Below are 19,843 nucleotides of genomic sequence, written 5' to 3'. Positions count from 1 at the left end.
TAATGATCAATGGATGAATCAGCGGCGCCCGTTCCAGTACCCCGAGAGCTGGTGCCAGGATTTGCCGGCGGTCAGCAGCAACGGACGGATCTGGTCTTTACCGATCACCTGGATGCGGCGTACCGAACTGATCAGGTCATAGCGTGCCGAGCCCTCGCTCATGCCCTCGGCCAACACCTTGCAGATGATGTGGCTGGGGGTGACGCCGAAGCCCGAGTAACCCTGTACGAAGAACACATTGGGGTGCTGCGGCAAGGTGCCGATCTGCGGGAACAGGTTGGGGCTGCAAGCCATGGGGCCGCCCCAGGCCAGATCGATCTTCACGTCCTTGAGGTAAGGGAAGATCTTCAGCATCAGGTTGCGGTTCCAGGCCTTGAGGTCGCGTGGAATGTGCTCGACGAAGGGCGTGGCAGAACCGAACAGCAAGCGGTTTTCACGGGTAACGCGGTAGTAGTCGATGACCGGGCGAATGTCACTGTAAGCCCCGCGAATCGGGCTGATACGTTCGATCAGCTCATCGCTCAGCGGCTCGGTGACCATCTGGAAGGCGTAGGTGTTGATGGTGCTCTTGTGCAGCTCCGGCTCCAGCTTGTTGAGGAAGCTGTCGCAGGCCCACAGCAGCTTGCTGGCCTTGACCGAGCCCTTGGCGGTACGCACGGTGACGCGCTCGCCGTAGGTCACTTCCAACGCCGGGCTGTACTCGAAAATCTTCACGCCGTGGCTGGCCAGCGCCTTGGCCTCGCCCAGCAGCAGGTTGAGCGAATGCACGTGGCCGGCGCCCATGTGCAGCAGGCCGCAGGAATAGGCATCGGAGCCGATCATCTGCTTGAGCTCGCTGCCCCGCAGCAGGCGGATCTCCTGATGCGGGGCAAGCGCCTTGAACTCCTTCTCCCAGGCAGCCAGGGTCTTTTCCTGGCGAGCGTTGAAACCCATGTAGCCGTAGCCGTGGCAGAAGTCGGCATTGATGGCGTACTTCTCGATCCGGCTCTTGATGATCTGCGCGCCCTGGTCGCTGATTTCAAGGATCGCGCGCAGGCCGTCTTCACCCACATCCTTGCGAATCTTCTCCAGGTCATGGCCGATACCCGCCATGATCTGCCCGCCGTTGCGCCCGGTGCCACCGAAGCCAAGGTAGCGCCCCTCCAGCACGACGATGTTGGTGATGCCCTTCTCGGCCAGCTCCAGAGCCGTGTTGATGCCGGAAAAGCCACCACCGATCACGACCACGTCCGCTTCGATATCCGCCTCGAGGGACGGAAAGCTGAGGTCATACTTCTTGGTGGCCGTGTAGTAGGTGGGCGTTTCGATATTGATCATGGGAAGGACCTGAGTATTCGAGAAGGAACGACTGCTAAACGAGCCCGGCTCCGTGCACGTTGCGTTCTGCTGGATCACATTAGGAACTCAGCGGGCCGAGCACGTCTTGATTCACCCTGCCCTGGCACTTGACCATTGCTGCCAAAGCCTGCGCGCTCAGCGTCTGAAACGCCTCCAGGGCAGCCGCCACATAGCGAAACGCTGTCTCGGCACAGGCGCATCCTGCGATCGAGCGACTACCGCTCATCCGCTGACAGCTTGGCAGCAGCGGTCAATCGGGAGGCACGCTTGATCAAGACAGTTATACGTCTTAACTTTGTAACATCGTCACTCGCATCGGGCCATCATCCGCTACCCAGGGGTGAGGGCCATGCCAAGCAGAGCCGCCACCTTTCGACCCTATCCGTTCGAGAGGGGGTCTGCCCCAGTCGCGCCACGAGCCGAACTGAAAGGCTGCTTAATTAAAGAAATCGTCAACAAGAACAACAAAGAACCTTTCCTTAACTGCAGCTCAGGTGTTTCCCCTGGTGGGAATCGTTTGGTGCCTCACTGGTGACTACCCAGACTCCTCTGGACATGGATCGCCGCAGACGGCAAAACGCATGATGCGAATGCCCTCCGCCCTGGAGAATGGCTCATCGGCAAGCACCGCACCGACGGCGTTCGAGCGGACTTAACGAGCATGTACGACGTATTCGCTTCATCCACCGCCTCCCGGCGCAACGGCAACTCTCCCTTTTCCCGGCGCGTCAGCTCGCAAGATATCGACGAGCATGCCGAGCAGGTCAGCGACTGGCAGCTGACCTACGACCAGATGACCGCTGGCCGCTTTCACGGCGAACTGACGGAATTCAGCCTGGACTGGATGCAGGTCATCCGCGACAGAACCAACCAGTCGCTGATCAAGCGAGGCTCGGCCAAGCCCGGCACCATCAACTTCAGCATTCCGCTCAGCTTCAGCGGTGACTTTTACTGTGACGGCCATCTGGTTTCCGAAGGCAACGCCCTGGTCGCCCATGCCGATGACCTGCCACAGCTGCGCACGCCCGATGAAATGGATCTGGTGATGATCACCGTGGATCAGAACATCCTGGAGCAGGAACTGGTTCTGCAGGGTATCGCCTTCGAGAGCACCCACCTGCCCAAGACCTATCAGCTCAAGGGACTGGCCTTGCCACAGAACCTGCGCAACATCCTCGCCGAACTCGAATACGGCTCGGCCCACGCGCAGTTCGACCTGAGCGATGAATGCATACGGCGCCAGTTCCGCGACGCCATCATGCTGCAACTATTCGAGTTGCTGCCCTCCAGCCAGCCCATCGGCATTACCCCGTCGGCCCGCAAGCGTACCGTCGACCGCGCCTGTGAATATGCCCTGGCCCATCTCGACGAACCCCTGAGCATCCTCGACATGTGCCACACCCTGGGCGCAAGCCGCCGCAAGCTGCAGTACTGCTTTCAGGAAACCCTCGGCACCAACCCGGTCGCCTACCTGCGCGCACTGCGCCTGAACGCGGCGCGGCGCGAACTGCGTCAGGGCGCTGCTCAGGTATCGGTGCAGGAAGTCGCCAGCCGCTGGGGCTTCTGGCACCTCAGCCGCTTCTCCAGCGAATACCGAGCGATGTTCGGCGAACGCCCCTCGCAAACCCTGCACCGCTAGCCCCGCACAGGGGCGTCGTGCCCCCGTGCGCCCCCTCTCCCGGATGCACCAGATGCACCCGGCGCCCGCCCATGGGTGGCGACCCGATATTTTCTCTCGGCCGCCTGCATCTTTGCCGTTTTTGGCTAACACGCCCTTCGCCCCCTCCGTAACCTGGCCGTAACGGACGAACTGCCACGTCCTGGCCTCCGCCTATCCGGGCGGGCAAACACACCCTGTTGACAATAAAAATCTCGCAACGGAGGTAACTGGGAGATGGACAAGAAATTCGCCTTGTATCCCCTCGCCATGTCCATCATGGCCTCGATGTCCCCTGGCGTTCAGGCGTTCCAGTTCGATACCGCGGATCCTGATCTGCGCTTGCGCTGGGACAACACCCTCAAGTACAGCACCGCCAGCCGTCTCAAGGGCGCGTCCGATCAGCTCACCGCCCTTCCCAACCATGACGACGGCGACCGCAATTTCAGTCGTGGGCTGATCTCCAACCGCTTCGACCTGCTCTCGGAGTTCGACGCCATCTACAAGAACGTCGGTGCCCGGGTGTCCGGGGCGGCGTGGTACGACAGCGTCTACAACGAGGGCAATGACAACGACTCCCCCGCCACCGCGAACGCCCTGTCGGTCGACCACGACGAATTCACCCGTGCCACCGAAAAGCTGCACGGGCGCAAGGGTGAACTGCTCGATGCGTTCGTCTTCGCCCGCTTCAACCTGGGTGATGCCAAGGGTACGGTGCGCGCCGGCCGGCACGCGCTGGTCTGGGGGGAAAGCCTGTTCTTCGGCGCCAACGGCATCGCCGGCACCATGGCGCCCGTGGACGCGGTCAAGGCGGCCTCGGTGCCCAACACTCAGTTCAAGGAGCTGATCCGCCCCACCGAACAGTTCTCCGGGCAGTTGCAACTGACGCCCGACATATCCGTTGGCGCGTTCTACCAATGGCGCTGGGAAGAAACCCGCCTGCCCGCCTCGGGCAGCTACTTCTCGGTACTCGACACCATCGGCGAGGGCGCCGAGCGCCTGATCGCCGGGCCCAACCCGGTCATCCCCGGTGGCGAACCCCTGGCGTTCTTCCGCCAGCAGGACATGAAGGCCAAGGACTCCGGCCAGGGCGGTGTGCAGGTGCGCTTCCGCGCCGGTGAAACCGACTTCGGCCTGTATGCCGTGCGCTACCACGACAAGACGCCGCAGATCTACATTCGCCCCGGCGCAGGCGCCCCCGACTTCGCCAGCGGGCGCCTGGGCACCTACCAATGGGTCTACCCGGAGAACATCCGCGCCTTCGGCGCCAGCGTCAGCCACACCTTCGGCGACTACAACCTCGCCGCAGAAATCTCCACGCGCCGCAACATGCCGCTGAGCAGCGATGGCGTGACCATCCTCGACGGCAGCGGCGACAACGCTGGCGATGCCCGCTACGCCGTCGGCAACACCCTGCACGCGCAGGTGTCCTGGTTGGCCACGCTGGGCCCTTCGTTCATCGCCAACGAGGCGGATTTCCTCGGTGAAGTGGCCTGGAACCGCGTGCTCGACGTGACCAAGAACCGCCAGGCGCTCAACCCTCTGGCCGACCGCGATGCGGCAAACCTGCGCTTCGTCTACGAACCGCGCTATCGCCAGGTATTGCCCGGCATCGACCTGTCGGTGCCGGTCGGGCTGGGCTTCGGTATCGGCAACTCTGCGGTGGTCGGCGCCTTCAATGGCGACAAGGTGGGTGACCTCAGCATCGGTCTGACCGCCCTGTACCTCAACGAATGGCGAGCCGGCCTCACCTACACCCACTACTTCGGGCCGGCCGGTACCTCGGTGAACGAAGACAACCACATCACTTTCAAGCAATCGCTGAAGGATCGCGACTTCATCGCCCTGTCGATCCAGCGCACCTTCTGAGCAGAGGAACCTTCCATGACTCGTTTCTCCCTTTCCGTACTCAGCCTGCTCCTGCTGTGCGCTCAGCAGAGCATGGCCGCCGTGAGCGCAGAGCAAGCCGCCAAGCTGAATGGCGAACTGACCCCGCTCGGCGCCGAACGTGCCGGCAACGCCGATGGCAGCATTCCCGCCTGGAACGGCGGGCTGACCACGCCGATACCAGGCGACAAGCCCGGCGGGCGTCGCTCGGATCCGTTCAAGGACGAAAAGCCGCTGTTCACCATCGATGCCCGCAATGTGGCGCAATATGCCGACAAGCTGACCGACGGCACGCGCGCCATGCTGGCCAAGTACCCCGACAGCTATCGCCTGGATGTGTATCAGACACACCGCACCGCCGCCGCGCCGCAATGGGTGTACGACAACACCCTGGCCAACGCGAGCCGGGCGAAGATCGATAACGACGTGGTGGTCGGCGCGTTTGGCGGCATCCCCTTCCCGATCCCCACCACTGGTGCCGAAGTGATGTGGAACCACCTGCTGCGCTGGCGCGCACCGACCGCTCGCTTCTACGCCACGGCCTATCAGCTCACCGCCGATGGTCGCGCCGTGCTCGCCAGCGATGCCAGCTCGGTTCAGCAAGTGCCTTACTACTTCCAGGACAGCAGCCTGGAGGAGTACGCCAAGTCCAACCTGTACTTCAATATCCGCGTCAACCTCTCCGCCCCGGCCATCCGCGCCGGTGAAGGCATCGTCGGCCGGCAGAACCTCGATGCGGCCAAGGATCAGGCCTGGGTCTACCTGGTGGGCCAGCGCCGCGTGCGCAAGCTGCCCAATACCTGCTGCGACACACCGAGCCCGACCATGGCCGGCCTGATGAGCTTCGACGAGCTGGAAGTCTTCTCCGGCCGCCTGGATCGCTTCGACTGGAAGATCGTCGGCAAAGAAGAGAAGTACATCCCCTACAACGCCAATAAACTGATGCAGCCGACCTCGGACAAGGAGGTGCTGAGCGCGCACCACCTCAACCCCGACCATGTGCGCTGGGAGCTGCATCGCGTGTGGGTCGTCGAGGCCACCCTGCGCAACGGCCAACGCCACCAGGCCGCACGCAGCCGCTACTACTGCGACGAAGACACCTGGACCTGCGTGCTGGGTGATCGCTGGGATGCCAACGGCCAACTGTGGAAGACCACCTGGGGCCAGATCATGGTGATGCCAGAGCTGCCCGGTAACTTCATGTTCGCCTTCGGCTTCAACGATCTGCTCTCCGGCGCGGCCATGGTCGCCGGCCTGTACAACGAGAAACCGGTGCATTACGAACTGCTCGAGCGTATGCCGGATGTCGAATTCACCCCGGACGCCCTGGCCAATGATGGCATTCGCTGACCATCTACTCGCCATCCGCGACAGCATTACGGAGCGCGCTCATGAACACCCCTAGTCAACCTTCGCGTGGCACGCAGGGACGCTGGCAGTGCTCACTGCTGGCGCTCTGCCTGTGCCTGACCGGCGCGGCGCAGGCCGAACCGGTCGGCGCCGCGCTGGATCGGCCGGCCTTGGCCACGGTCAACCCGGCGCACAGCTACCTGCTGGGCATCGCCCAGGCCGGTCAGCGCCTGGTGGCCGTCGGCGAGCGCGGCCTCATCGTGCTTTCCGACGACCAGGGGGCGACCTGGCGACAGGCGCCCTCTCCGGTCAGCGTCACCCTGACGACCGTGCGCTTCGCCGATGCCGAACACGGCTATGCCGTCGGGCATGGCGGCAGCGTGCTGGTCAGCCAGGATGGCGGTGCGAGCTGGACAGCCGGCCTCGATGGCCGTCGCGTTGCGACGACGCTACTGGCGGCAGCGCAGGCGCAAGGTAACCCGCGCGCGATTGCCGAAGCCCAGCGCCTGGTCGAGGACGGCCCGGACAAACCCTTTCTCGACCTCTGGGTAAAGGATCCACTCAATGCCTATGTGGTCGGTGCCTACGGCCTGGCCCTGCACACCCGCGATGGCGGCAAGAGCTGGCAGCCCTGGCTGCAGCGCAGCGCCAACCCCGGCGGTTTGCACCTCAATGCCATCCGCAGCCGTGGCCAGCGCGTGGTCATCGCCGGGGAACAGGGCCTGGTGCTGCTCTCCGAGGACGGCGGCGCCAGCTTCAACCCAATCGAGACGCCCTACTCCGGCAGCTTCTTCACCCTCGAACTGCCGGCCGATGGTTCGATCGTGCTCGCCGGCCTGCGTGGCAATGCGCTGCGCAGCGCTGACGGCGGCGCGAGCTGGAGCCCGCTCGCCTCACCCGTGGAGGCCTCGATCACCGCCTCGGCACTACAGGCCGATGGCAAGCCGATCTTCGTCAACCAGGCCGGCATGCTCCTGCGCGAGCAAGGCGGCCGCCTGCTGCCGAGCAACCGCCAGCCGCTGCCGCCCCTCAACAACCTGCTGCCCACTGCACAGGCCGATATCGTCCTGGTGAGCGGAGAAGGTGTCAGTGTGCTGAAAGCTGGAGACGTGAAGTGAACAATGCGCCAACAGACCTGGCGGAAGCTTCCGCTGACTTCGATCCGCGCTCGGGCTCACTGCTCGAGCGCCTGCTGTTCAACCACCGTCTGCTGGTGGTGCTCCTGTGCGCCATCACCACCGGGCTGCTGGCCTGGCAAACCACCAAGCTGGAGCTCAATGCCAGCTTCGAGAAGACCATTCCCACCGAGCATCCCTACATCCAGGTGTTTCAGCACTATCAGAGCCAACTGACCGGGCTGGGCAACTCGGTGCGCATCGCCGTGCAGAACCCGGCCGGCGACATCTATGACCCGAACTACCTCGACGCCCTGCGTCGCCTGTCGGACGCCATCTTCCTGCTGCCGGGGGTCGACCGCGTCAACATGAAATCCCTGTGGACGCCCTCGACCCGCTGGACTGGCGTGACCGAAGACGGCCTCGAGGGCGGCTCGGTCATCCCCAATGGCTACGATGGCAGCCCGGCCAGCCTGGAACAGCTACGCGCCAATGTCGCCCGTTCCGGCGAAATCGGCCAGTTGGTGGCCGTCAACGCCCGCTCCACGGTGATCTACGCACCGCTGCTGGCCAAGGACAGCAACGGCCAGCCGCTGAACTACGCAACCTTCGCCAACCAGCTCGAACAGTTGCGCCAGCAGTACGAAAGCGAAGGCCTGAGCATCCATATCACCGGCTTCGCCAAGATCGTCGGCGACCTGATCGACGGGGTACGCGCGGTGCTGGTGTTCTTCGCTATCGCCGTGCTGATCGCCACACTCACCCTGTTCTGGTACACCCGCTGCATACGCTCGACCCTGCTGGTGGTCACCGCCTCCCTGGTGGCAGTGGTGTGGCAACTGGGGCTGCTGCCGACACTGGGCTACTCGCTCGACCCCTATTCGATCCTGGTGCCCTTCCTGGTCTTCGCCATCGGCATGAGCCACGGCGCACAGAAGATGAACGGCATCATGCAGGACATCGGCCGTGGCGTGCCCAAGCTGCTGGCGGCGCGCTTCACCTTCCGCCGCCTGTTCCTGGCCGGCATGACCGCCCTGCTGGCCGACGCAGTGGGCTTCGCGGTGCTGCTGGTGATCGATATCCAGGTCATCCGTGAGCTGGCCATCGCCGCCTCCATCGGTGTCGCGGTGCTGATTTTCACCAACCTCATCCTGCTGCCGATTCTGCTCTCCTACACCGGCGTCAGCGCTCGCGCCGCAGCGCGCAGTCTGCGTAGCGAGCAGGCCGATGCGCGTGGCGAGCGCAAGCACCGGCTGTGGTCGTTCCTCGATCGTTTCACCCGCCGCCCCCTGGCCAGCGTGGCCGTGGCAGGCGCGCTGCTGATCGGCGCTGGCGGTTTCATCGTCAGCACCCACCTGAAGATCGGCGACCTGGATCCGGGCGCGCCGGAACTGCGCGCCGACAGCCGCTACAACCGCGACGTGGCCTTCATGAACGCCAACTATGGCGCCTCCAGCGATGTGCTGGCGGTACTGGTGAGCACCCCGGACGGCCAGTGCGCGCAGTACGACATCCTCAACCGGCTCGATGCCCTGGAATGGCAACTGCGCCAGCTCCCCGGCGTGGAATCGACCCAGTCGCTGGCCCTGCTCAACCGCCGCATGATGGTCGGCCTGAGTGAAGCGAACCCCAAGTGGTACGAGTTCATGCCCAACCAGGGCATGCTCAACTCGGTTGCCGCCAGCGCCCCACGTGGCCTGTACAACGATGGCTGCAGCCTGCTGACGCTGTACATCTACCTGCGCGACCACAAGGCCGACACCCTGACCGGTGTGGTCGAACATGTTGCCGCGTTCGCAAGGGCCAATGACACAGCCGACGCGAAATTCCTGCTGGCCGCCGGCAACGCCGGCATCGAGGCAGCGACCAACATCGTGGTCAAGGAAGCCTGGTGGCAGATGCTGTTGCTGGTGTACGCCGCCGTGGCGCTGCTCAGCCTGATCACTTTCCGCTCCTGGCGCGCGGTACTGGTGGCCGTGCTGCCGCTGATGCTGACCTCGGTGCTGGCCGAGGCGCTGATGGTGCTGCTGGGCATGGGCGTGAAGGTGGCGACCCTGCCGGTGATCGCCCTCGGCGTGGGCATCGGCATCGACTATGCGCTGTACATCCTCTCGGTGACGCTGGCGCAGTTGCGCGCGGGCAAGAGCCTGTCGGAGGCCTACTACCGCGCCCTGCTGTTCACCGGCAAGGTGGTGATGCTGACCGGCGTGACGCTGGCCATCGGCGTAATCACCTGGGTGCTGAGCCCGATCAAGTTCCAGGCCGACATGGGCCTGCTGCTGGCCTTCATGTTCCTCTGGAACATGCTCGGTGCCCTGATTCTCCTCCCTGCCCTGGCGCACTTCCTGCTGAGGCCGGAGCGGCTCGCCACAGCCTCGCGCGAGCAGTCGGCACCTGCCAACCTGGCATCTGCAACCCGCTGAAATCGGCCTGAACGCAGCGCCGACACCCGCCGCAACCACAAAGGCGCCCATCAGGGCGCCTTCGTGCATGGGTCGCTGGCAACACGAACAAACGGGTCGTGCTGTCTTGATGGGGTACGCCTGGCAGGCGGAGACGGTTCGCAAACCCGCGGGATCGATCCCCTGCCGCTACGCAGGGCATAGCGGCAGGCATGACGTCAGTCGGGCTTGCTAGGGTCTGTTGACGTTTCGCTCGCGGCCGCGACGGAGCCAGTTTTTGCGCGGAGCTAGGCGCGAGACGCGAAGTTTGGTCGCCCAAATGAGCCGTTGAGCAACAACGATCCGCGCAAAAACTGGCCCGTCCCTTCGGGTTGCGCGGCAAATTGCGCCATGCGTCGTTGCGGGATTTGGCAAGGGAACGACCATTACCTGCATCCCGCGCCTAGCGGAACGCCGCCCGGCCATGGCGCAATTTGGCGCAGCAACGCGGTTCGCGCCGAAACGTCAACAGCCCCTAGGCGAGGACTGGGTACGCGCCAGCATCGCCTGGATTTCCTGGGTGGCCTGATGCGTGTTCTGCGCCAGCTTCTTCACCTCGTCAGCGACCACCGAGAAGCCGCGCCCCACCTCGCCGGCGCGAGCCGCTTCTATCGCTGCGTTGAGTGCCAGCAGGTTGGTCTGCTCGGCAATGCCCTTGATCACGCTGACCACTTGGGCGATCTGCCCGTAGGTGTCCTGGTTGTGCTGCAGCATGCGTTCATGGGCGGCCTGGGCGTTACGCTCATCGGAGATGTCGCGCACCGCCCCGATCACCCGATAGAGCCGCCCCTGCTCATCGCGCACCGAACGCCCGCGCTCCCGGAACCAGATGTAGCCACGCGTCTTGTGACGCATCAGGTACTCGATCACGTACTCGCCACTGCCGGCCGGATCGACGATCTCTCGCTCGAACAGGCTGGCGATGGCCCCGAGGTGATCGGGATGAATGAGCCCGGCCTGACTTTCCAGGCCATCCGGCAACTCGTCGCGGCTGTATCCCGTCAATGCACGGAACTGGTTGGAAATGCGCATGCTGCTGGCCGGATCATCGATACGCCCATTGACCACGATGAAATCCCAATAACCTTCGGTCAGCGTCGACTGTGCAAGCTCCCACACTCGCGCCTCCTGCTGGCAGTGCTGCAATGCCTGCTGCTGCTCATGGCACTGGCCATGCAGTGCCTCCAGCTCCAGCGTCTGGCGCTGCACCTGCTCCTGCAACTGGCGCTCGCGAACGGTGGCCTGTTGCTGCGCCTCGGCTTGCGCATCGATCTGCACCTGCAAACGCGCTTGCTGCTCCTGAAGCTGGCGCAGGTGAGCAGCGACTCGCGCCAGCGCATCGTTCAAACGGGGCTGCTCGGCCAATATTGGCGAACGAACTGCGGAAAGCTCCGCGCCCTGGCCCAAGGCCTCGAGCTGTTGCCCCAGCGCCTCGGCGATATCACGGCCTCGATCACGAAAGAACATAACGGCTACTCCCGCCAGGTTGTCGATACTCAGCGATAACGCACTACGCAAGGTCAACTGACGCTGACCTTGCGTAGTGCGGGCGCGTCATCCGCCACGCCTTGTCGAAAGCGTGGCGCGGAGCATCTAGCCGAGGTCGGGTTTGAACAACGGGCGCTTCATGTAGAGCTTGACCCAGAGCAGCGCGATGACGCTGACCAGCAGCAGGATGGCGCCGAGGATCTTGTAGACCAGCACGGTCATCTCCGGCGACGGTGAGTTGTTCAGCGCAACGTAGAGCATGGCGCCGATGCCGATGATCTGCGGCAGCGGGTAGAACGGCGTCTTGAAGGGGCGCGGCTGGTGCGGCAGGCGGCGGCGCAGTACCAGCACGTCGATATGCGCCACCACGTAGGCGAGCAGCCAACTGGTCGATGCGGCGATCACCAGCGGAATCAGCGAGTCGATGTCCATCAGCACCAACGGGATGGCAATGATCACGGCCATGAACAGGATGCCCACCCAAGGCGTGCCGAAGCGCTGGCTGGTGATCTTCATCTGCGGAAAGGCCTGCCCGTTCTCGGCCATGCCCTGCAGCATGCGCGGCACGGCCGCCAGTACAGTGTTGACGGTACTGCAGGTGGCGGTCACCGCCATCACCGCGGCGATGATCAGGCCAGCCTTGCCGAATACCGCATTGGCATAGTCCAGGTAAGGCAGCGGCGAGCCGGTGAGCGTTTCCACATTCAGGTAGTAGGTCGCACCCCAGACGAACAGCAGGAAGATCCCCAGCATGGCGCACAGCGACAGCATCATCGCGCGCGGGATATTGCGCTGTGGGTTGTCCACTTCGTTGATCATCGGGCAGATGAACTCCACCCCCACCATCAGCCACATGGCCATGGCGATCAGGCCGATGAAGCTGCCATCGAGGATCGGTTCGAGGCTCAGGCTCACCGGCGTGCCGCTGACTGCGACATGGGGCTCCACCGCGCCGCTGACCGCGCACAGACCGATCAGGATCAGCGCCGTCACCAGGATGAACGACAGCAGGTTCTGCACCTTGGCGAATACGTCTGCGCCGAGGATGTTGGTCACCACCAGCACGCCAAGCACCAGAAATGGCAGCAGCAGCGGCGGGAACATGCCGGGCAGCAACTCACCGATGATCGCATCGACCAGAAACATCTCCACCGGCAGCGCCAGCATGGCCACCACCACGTAGCCGGCGAACACCGCGACGATGGCCGGAAAATGGCCGATGGCCTTCTGCGTGTAGGTCGCCAGCGTGCCCTCCTGCGGGAACATCAGCGATAGTTCGGCGAAGCTCATGGCGTTGAACTGGGCCAGGATGAAGGCGACGAAGAGCGCGGCAATGAAGCCCATGCCGCCGATGCCGATGCCCTGAGTCGCGGTGATCATCGAACCTTGCACGATTACCAGGCCGACACAGATGGCCATCATGGTGATGAAGCCAAGTTTATTCTGCTGCATGAAAGCGCTACTCCCCGCCTGCATCGAGGCAATGTCAGGGGCATTGGTCTTGTTCATTCGATTATTCTCCCGCTCGGGCCAGATGGCCTAGTGGTGCCCATGGATATGACGGCAGTTGGCTACCGCGTCGGCATCACTTTGCGCCTGTAAAAAGGGGAATTCTTGCTTCTGGCTGCCGGGAGCTTGCCCTTGCGTGTCAGGGAGGCAAAGCAGGCCTGGCTCCGCTCTTCACACCCGTAACAAGCGGGCCTAATGCATGCAACCGGGTGGGCTTTATCTGTAGGGTGGGCTTTAGCCCACCAATGGCAGGCAGCGTGGTGGGCTGAAGCGGATCGCCGCCCGGCCCACCCTACGATCGACCGAGGCGTTTCTCATGCATAAAAAACCGGCCCTTGGGATCAGACCAAGAGCCGGTCGAGGTAACGCGCTTCAGCCCTGGGCGATAACCGCCCTGAGCATGCGCTTGAAGGTTTCGATCTGCTCGGCGTTGAAGGCTGCGAATACCTTATCCTGTTGCTCACCGGCGATGCGCCAGAGCGCCTCGGCCTGATCCACGCCCGCAGCGGTCAGCACGTAGCGCTCGTCGGCATCGGCCACCATGCCCTTGCGCTTGAGAATATCCACTGCCTGCTCGATCTCGCGTACCGGCATGGCCACCTCGCGCAGCAGATCGCACATGCTCAGGCCGGCATCGTTCTCCAGCACCATCAGCATGCGTGCCTCGCTGGTGCGCAGGCCGGTGGAAAGCTGGCGCGGCTGGTAGATGCTCTGGTAGCTGCGCACCGCCTGGGTCATCAGGTAGTAGAGGTTGTCGCTCAGCCGACCCTGGAAGGCACTGCTGGGCTGCTGGCCTTCGCTTTTCTGGGTCATGCGCGTGTGCGGCAGCACCATGGAATAGGCGCCCTGGTGATAGAGCAACGGCGAGCGACCCAGATCATCGAAGGCCACCACCTTGCCGATCAGAATCCAGTGATCGCCGCCATCGACCTGCTGGTACATCTCGCACTGAAAGCGCGCCGCGCAATCAGCCAGCAGCGGCGCACCGCCCTCCCCGGCCTCGTGTGCGATGCCTTCAAACTTGTCGTCACGGGAACGGGCGAACTGGTTGGAAATGTCTATCTGGTCGGCGGCCAGCACGTTCACCGCGTAATGCGTGGCGCGCTGGAACACCTCGTAGCTACCGGAACGCTTGTCGATGCTCCACAGCACCAGCGCCGGGTCGAGTGATACCGAGTTGAAACTGTTGGCGGTCACGCCGACCTTCTCGCCATCGGGCGTGGCAGCGGTGATGACGGTGACGCCAGTGGCGAAATTACCCAGCGCACGGCGAAAGGCGCGCGCGTCGATGGAAGTGCTCATGGGGATCTCCCTGGCCGCTGCGATGCGGCTTATTGTTCGAGTAGCGGGGCCGCCAGCGGCCCCACGCAAGGTGCAGGCAGGCTCAGACCATGCTCGGGTCCGGCTCCAGGCCCATCAGCTCACGGCCGAGGATCTGCGCGCAGACGTCGTAGTCGGTGTAGGCATGGGCGCCGGTCATGTGCGAGTCACGGAACAGGCGCTGCATCTCGTTGCTCTCGAACCAGGACGTACCACCCGCGGCCTCGAACAGGCGATCGACCGCCTGAATGCACATCTTCACCGCATAGGCCTGATTGGTACGCCAGAACGCCAGGGTTTCACGGCTTGGGTACTGATGACGCTCGGCATGCTCGGCGTGCTCGGCCCAGGTCTTTTCCAGGAAGGCACGCGCGGCACCGACCTGATGGGTGGACTCGGCCAGGCGCATCAGCGCCGGGGTCGCGGTGCCGACATTGACGCCGGTGTAAGCGCGCACGCGGTTCTTGGTCTTTTCCTTGTAGGCATCGAGCATGCGCTCGGCCACGCCCAGGCCGATGGCAGCAAAGCCGCTGGCGAAATACGGGCGATAAGGCGCGTAGAAAATCTTGCTGTCGGGGTACAGGCCAAATCCGGCGGACTTGCCCTCCATCATGTCCTTGGCTTTCTGGATGCGATGGTTGGGCACGAAGACATCCTTGATCAGCAAGGTCTTGGTGCCGCTGCCCTTCATGCCGGCGGCGAACCAGTCGTCGCGAATCTCGTAGTCGCTGCGCGGCAGCACAGCGAAGCAATAATCCTGGCCGCCCTCGCCGTTCTGCCGACGGCAGCCGACGATGGCCCATTCGGCGTGATCGCTGCCGCTGCTCCAGCCCATCTCACCGTTGAAGATGACGCCGCCTTCCACCTCTTCCACCTTGCCGAACGGCGCGATGCTGCTGCTCGCCGTGGCATCGGGGTTCTCAGCCCAGATCTCGTCCTGCAGTTGCTTGGAGAACAGCGCCAATTGATGGCTGTGCGTGCACAGCAGGCTGAAGGCCCAGGCGGTGCTGGCACAGGCACCGGCCAGCGCGGCGACGCAATCGGCGAACTCCGGCAGGGTGATTTCCAGACCGCCATAGACCTTGGGCTGGAAGGCGCGGTGCATACCAATGCCCTTGAGCAAGGCGATATTCTCCTCCGGCACCTTGCGCTCCTGCTCGGCACGCGACGCATTGGCGGCAATGGCCGGAAGGATGGCCTTGAGGTCTTCGAGGAGGGGGTTTGGCTTTTTCATCTTGTTGAGGCCCTGATTATTGTTAGCTGATGACTGCCACGAGCGACTCACCCTGAAGGGTCGAAGACGCTGCCGCAGCCAGGGAACATGCAAGCCAGGCTGACCTGCCTCCCATGGGGACGGCCTCATTATGCGCACTGCTTAGCGGCCTAAAAATGCACCTTCCGGGCACTCGATTGCACTTTTCATGGAGATGAGCGCCCCACCCATAAAAAAGTTAATCTATTAACAAGTAAAACATTGACCTCCCACCGCCAAGGCTCCGGCAGCATGAACACCTTGCATCATTCCCTGCGCGCACTGCGTCACCGCAACTTTCGTCTGTACTTCGCAGGCCATGCCATCTCCACGCTGGGCACCTGGGTCCAGCAAGTGGCGCTGGCCTGGCTGATCTACCGCCTGAGCGGATCGGCGGCCCTGCTCGGCCTGACCACCTGCGTCGCGCTGTTGCCGCAACTGATCGTCGGCCCCCTGGCCGGCGCCTGGATCGACCGCCACGACAAACGCCGCCTGCTTATCCTGGTCGAGGCTCTGCTCGGCGCGCAGGCGCTGGTGCTGGCCCTGCTCACCTGGCTCGGCTGGATAAACCCGACACTGATCGTCGCCATGGCCGCATTGATGGGCGTGCTCAACGCCTTCGACACGCCCTTGCGCCAATCGCTGCTCAGCCAGTTCGTCGACGACCGCGCCGACCTGCCCAACGCCCTGGCCCTCAACGCCATGCTGTTCACCGCCTCACGCTTCATCGGCCCGCCCCTGGCGGGGCTGCTGCTGGGCGTCTCCAGCGAGGCGCTGTGCTTTTTCCTCAATGGCCTGTCGTACCTGGCGCTGGTGACCGGCCTGCTGCTGATCCACCTGCGCCCCGCCGAACGGGCAGCCGGCTCCTACCGCCACCTGCTCGGCGAAGGCCTGCGCTACGCCCGACACAACCCGCGCATCCGGGCGATGATGCTCAGCGTGCTGGTGATCAACTTCACGGCCTCCAGCTACGCCGTGCTGCTGCCGGTGTTCGCCAAGGACATCTTCGCTGGTGATGCCACCACCCTCGGCTGGCTCTGGGGCGCAGCTGGGCTCGGCTCGCTGCTGTCGACGGTGCTACTGGCCTCGCGCCTGGCCGTGGACTCACTGCCGCGCACTATCCTCGCCGCCAGCGCCGTCACCGCCCTGGCCCTGCTGGTCTTCGCCGGCAGCGACATACTGGCGCTATCGCTGGTCGCCATGGCGGTGATCGGCTTCGGCATCACGGTGAGCAACGTCGGCACCAATATCGTGCTGCAAAGCGAAGCCCCGGAAGCCCTGCGCGGGCGCATCGTCTCCCTCTACACCTCCACCCGCTTCGGCTTCGACGCCCTCGGCGGCCTGCTGGTCGGCCTACTCGCCGCCCACCTCGGCGCGCCATGGGTCATGGCGCTGGCTGGAGGGGTGTTGTTGGTTTATTGCGGGTGGCTTGGGTTGAGGAACAGGCGCGGGTAGTGTCGCTTCACAGATTCATGCGATTGGCGTCTTACAACAAAGAAGCCTATCGCCAGGCAGCATAAGCCGCCCAATCCCCTTTACAGCAGGCCCTTTAATTCCTCTACTAAATGACCTGCTTCGTCCTCCTGAAGAAGCTTAACGATATTCGCTATAGCAGAAAATCGAGAGTTATCCGCAAGAGCTTGAATATGGGACTGAAGCGCAGTTCCAGGCCTAACCAGAACACGATGTCGGCCAAGGAATAAGTATGGCTTATTATCTGACACATCAAAATCTCGCCAATAAATAGCCCCCGCCCACACGCCTCTAATATCAGGAATAATGTTGACAGCATTACCTGTATAATCAACATTCGCCAAATTGACTGCAAGAAAGCAAAACTCATTAGGCAGAGAGGTCACATGAGCATATGAGCGACTATCATTGTCGAATAGAAGTGAAAAATTTCGATCTGGCCGCGCTATATATATAGGAATATCGTCCCTTAGAGCTTCCTGCTGCCTTTGTATGAAAGCGTACACCAACTCAAGCATCCCCGAGTCTTCAAGAGAAAAATATGGCGCTCCTCTTAAACTAAACCTACCGCGCTGCGCTTGTAAACACCAAACTATGCCACTCATGCTGCACAACTCATTTAAACTAACATATCTTGTGCTGCGCCTTGCATGATTGAATTCGCAATCTCGTATAACAGGAATTAGCTCCAGGCAAATCAGATCAGGGTAACTTGATTTGGCGGTAGATAGCTCGCTTCCTGTGAATTGATCATATACGTTACCTCCTCCTGCAGCAGCCTCTCTCTGCAAACGATTGATCGCCGACGGAGAATAAGAATTGGTCTGCCTGAGAAAATCACGATACCCATCATGAATAATATCCCTAGACGATTTTATGAATTCTTGAGCTGCTTCATTATCATTCAACTGAGTTCTATCGATGGAAAATTCAAATCCACGAGGAGAGGTGGCATTTACTTTATAGGTACCGACCCTCTCCAAATCGATGCATAATGGAGAAATTCGTACTGGCACTGAAAATCCGCACACAGCTGACTGACTTCTGTAAAAGCTATCCAACACTCTATGCAATGCAACGCCAGACTCCGCTGTAAATGTCGTAATTTCTCCGTCAGTCCGATACGCGAGGCCAAACGAAACAGATGCGCCAGCTAGTTCAGCGGAATAGTTAAAGCACCTCACACCAAGTTCTTTTGCCTTTAAACGCCTCACTCCAAACAGAGCAACCTCATCAACTTCAGGCAAAGCCCTGCCAATTACTTCTTCTGCCTCGTCCAAAACCAAAGTTAGAGGCACCATTGAACAAACCAACTGCCTTTTCAGATCTGTAAATACGTCATCAATAATAACATCAGACTTTAGCTTTAGCTTTATGGTTGTTCCGCAGGGCCTTTCAACTGCTGTAAAAACTGTAAAATCTTTGAGCTCTGCGAGTTGAACGTCAAACTCGAAGCCTTGAGCATTCATAGCTTCGGCGGGTCTTCCTCTATAGCCCTCAAATGCGGCGGTGGACACGCTGGCCACATCTGCAATGGTAAAAACAGACCAAAAACCAATACCAAAGCGGGCAATCGGTGCGTACTCGCTATCTATATATGCAGGCTCACTAGACCTACTGCTCCCGACAGTAAGCAAGTTATTCAGAACAGTACGCTCCGACATCCCGCATCCATTATCACTGACTATCACTGCATGTCGTACTCTGTCAAAAATTACGCTGATTTCTGGACAATACTTGTCCGAGCGTGCAGAATGATGTTCCCTAAAGCGGCATGCCTCAACCGCGTTCTGCACTAATTCACGCAATGCAATGCCCTGTTTAGTTCGCCAAACTGCATTGGATGCAATCAAGTCGATTACACTTCGCTTATTTAGCCTAACACCCAATCTCTGAAAATTTCCTCGACTGAATGACAGATTGCGCTGAAAAGGCTCCCCTACAATCTTCAGTCTTCTACTTTTGCATCGACGGTCTATATCGCAGTACCCCTGAATCCACTCTTCCATTTGATCAAAAGTCCGATGAGCGAGAGCCAGGACATCGGCATCCTGAAATGCACCACTGACAATAATTCGACCGTCATCAGTCACAGCTAGACTGTCACCAGTGCAGACGTGTTTCATATTCTCGGCATAAGAGATTCGGGCAGCAGAGCTTTCATCTACTCCAATTTTATCAAGTACGCCATCAAGTACTCGTGTATCACTGAACTCTATAGCGTCTGCCACGCATACAATTACCGCCAACTGAGCCAGGTCGCTTTCTTTTTGGCCAGTTGCGAATGGGCGCTGCAACTCTTTTTCCAGTTGAGCTATAGAGTAATTATGCGCCTTCATGAGTAGATCTAGTGCTGAAACCAGATTACGAGGGACGCCAAATTGCTCGGCACATTTCTCGATGTACTCACCTCCACGGATAGAATGATTTTGCCGTAGATAGCTTTGAAGCTTGCCGCTTGTTTTCCAATCCGGCACATCGTCAAGGCGAAGCTTTGCTCTTAAAGCCGCCTCTTCTCCGGGAAAAACAGCCATACCCAGATCATGTGCATATGCAGCGGCAATTAATAAAAAAACTTCTTGTGCCGTTAGCGCTTCTGGCTTTAAGGAGTTGAAGCAGGAGGGAAGTACGCATTGAGCCATTCTCCTAACCACTTGGTATCCGTGGTGTGCGTCATGCCGGGTATAGTAAGGAAAATAGCTTTCAATCGACGCCATCAAAGGTGCTATTTCGCGAACAAACGTTGTGATTCGCTCGGAATACTCTTGGTCGATCGATGCTAAATATCGGTAAAGTTTTGTCTCATGCAGCTCTGTTAATGGCGGCCTAATCTGCATATCTTTATGCCCTCATGAACTGCTGACAGCAATTGATAAAAATTGCCTAGCCAACCTGTAAGTGCCTGCCCTATTCGAGCATTTTCTGATGTTAATCAGACACTAACAGACTGCTAGATGATGGCTTAATAATATCGCAGTTGAACCATTTTAAAACCACCCACGTATAGACCACG

Annotated in this window: 12 protein-coding genes; 6 read left to right on the top strand and 6 right to left on the bottom strand. The window is 61.0% G+C overall.

Features of this window, described 5'->3' with window-relative positions:
- Positions 1-18: 18 nt before the first annotated feature.
- Positions 19-1,317 carry an FAD-binding oxidoreductase gene (locus PVE35_RS08445; protein ID WP_277374374.1) on the bottom strand — a complete coding sequence of 433 codons (1,299 nt, stop codon included), beginning with the start codon at positions 1,315-1,317 and terminating at the stop codon, positions 19-21.
- A gap of 682 nt (positions 1,318-1,999) precedes the next feature.
- On the opposite strand from PVE35_RS08445, the gene PVE35_RS08440 reads away from it, so the two are divergent.
- The 5 genes from PVE35_RS08440 (at position 2,000) to PVE35_RS08420 (ending at position 9,770) form a co-directional block, all read left to right on the top strand.
- Positions 2,000-2,977: a helix-turn-helix domain-containing protein gene (locus PVE35_RS08440; protein ID WP_277374373.1), complete on the top strand. Its 978-nt coding sequence runs from the start codon at positions 2,000-2,002 to the stop codon at positions 2,975-2,977.
- Between the two features lie 255 nt (positions 2,978-3,232).
- Positions 3,233-4,864, top strand: a complete 1,632-nt coding sequence (locus tag PVE35_RS08435; RefSeq protein WP_277374372.1) for a DUF1302 domain-containing protein — start codon at positions 3,233-3,235, stop codon at positions 4,862-4,864.
- A gap of 15 nt (positions 4,865-4,879) precedes the next feature.
- On the top strand, positions 4,880-6,232 hold the full coding sequence (locus PVE35_RS08430; protein WP_277374371.1) for a DUF1329 domain-containing protein: 1,353 nt from the start codon (positions 4,880-4,882) through the stop codon (positions 6,230-6,232).
- 41 nt (positions 6,233-6,273) lie between these two features.
- A complete protein-coding gene (locus PVE35_RS08425) occupies positions 6,274-7,350 on the top strand; it encodes a YCF48-related protein (RefSeq protein WP_277374370.1) in 1,077 nt (358 codons plus the stop codon).
- Positions 7,347-9,770, top strand: a complete 2,424-nt coding sequence (locus tag PVE35_RS08420) for an MMPL family transporter (protein WP_277374369.1) — start codon at positions 7,347-7,349, stop codon at positions 9,768-9,770. The genes PVE35_RS08425 and PVE35_RS08420 overlap by 4 nt, the downstream gene beginning before the upstream one ends.
- A gap of 483 nt (positions 9,771-10,253) precedes the next feature.
- On the opposite strand, the gene PVE35_RS08415 is transcribed toward PVE35_RS08420, so the two are convergent.
- From PVE35_RS08415 to PVE35_RS08400, 4 genes are all read right to left on the bottom strand, one after another.
- Positions 10,254-11,255, bottom strand: coding sequence for a methyl-accepting chemotaxis protein (locus PVE35_RS08415; protein WP_277374368.1), 1,002 nt, complete (start codon positions 11,253-11,255; stop codon positions 10,254-10,256).
- Between the two features lie 126 nt (positions 11,256-11,381).
- Positions 11,382-12,728, bottom strand: coding sequence for an APC family permease (locus PVE35_RS08410; protein ID WP_277374367.1), 1,347 nt, complete (start codon positions 12,726-12,728; stop codon positions 11,382-11,384).
- 429 nt (positions 12,729-13,157) lie between these two features.
- Positions 13,158-14,087: a p-hydroxyphenylacetate 3-hydroxylase reductase component gene (locus PVE35_RS08405; RefSeq protein ID WP_277374366.1), complete on the bottom strand. Its 930-nt coding sequence runs from the start codon at positions 14,085-14,087 to the stop codon at positions 13,158-13,160.
- Positions 14,088-14,169: 82 nt separating this feature from the next.
- Complete coding sequence (locus tag PVE35_RS08400) at positions 14,170-15,339, bottom strand: p-hydroxyphenylacetate 3-hydroxylase oxygenase component (RefSeq protein ID WP_277374365.1); 1,170 nt, start codon at positions 15,337-15,339, stop codon at positions 14,170-14,172.
- A gap of 270 nt (positions 15,340-15,609) precedes the next feature.
- Between PVE35_RS08400 and PVE35_RS08395 the strand changes: the two genes are divergently transcribed.
- The gene (locus tag PVE35_RS08395) at positions 15,610-16,812 is read left to right on the top strand and encodes an MFS transporter (RefSeq protein WP_277374364.1); all 1,203 of its coding nucleotides are present in this window, start codon (positions 15,610-15,612) and stop codon (positions 16,810-16,812) included.
- Positions 16,813-16,892: 80 nt separating this feature from the next.
- Here PVE35_RS08395 and PVE35_RS08390 read toward each other — a convergent pair whose 3' ends face one another.
- Complete coding sequence (locus PVE35_RS08390; RefSeq protein WP_277374363.1) at positions 16,893-19,667, bottom strand: ATP-binding protein; 2,775 nt, start codon at positions 19,665-19,667, stop codon at positions 16,893-16,895.
- Positions 19,668-19,843: the final 176 nt, after the last annotated feature.

It is taken from the genome of Pseudomonas sp. AA-38 (assembly GCF_029457475.1).
In the GTDB taxonomy this organism is placed as follows: Bacteria; Pseudomonadota; Gammaproteobacteria; order Pseudomonadales; family Pseudomonadaceae; genus Aquipseudomonas.
This window is presented reverse-complemented; position numbering and strand designations above follow the sequence as displayed.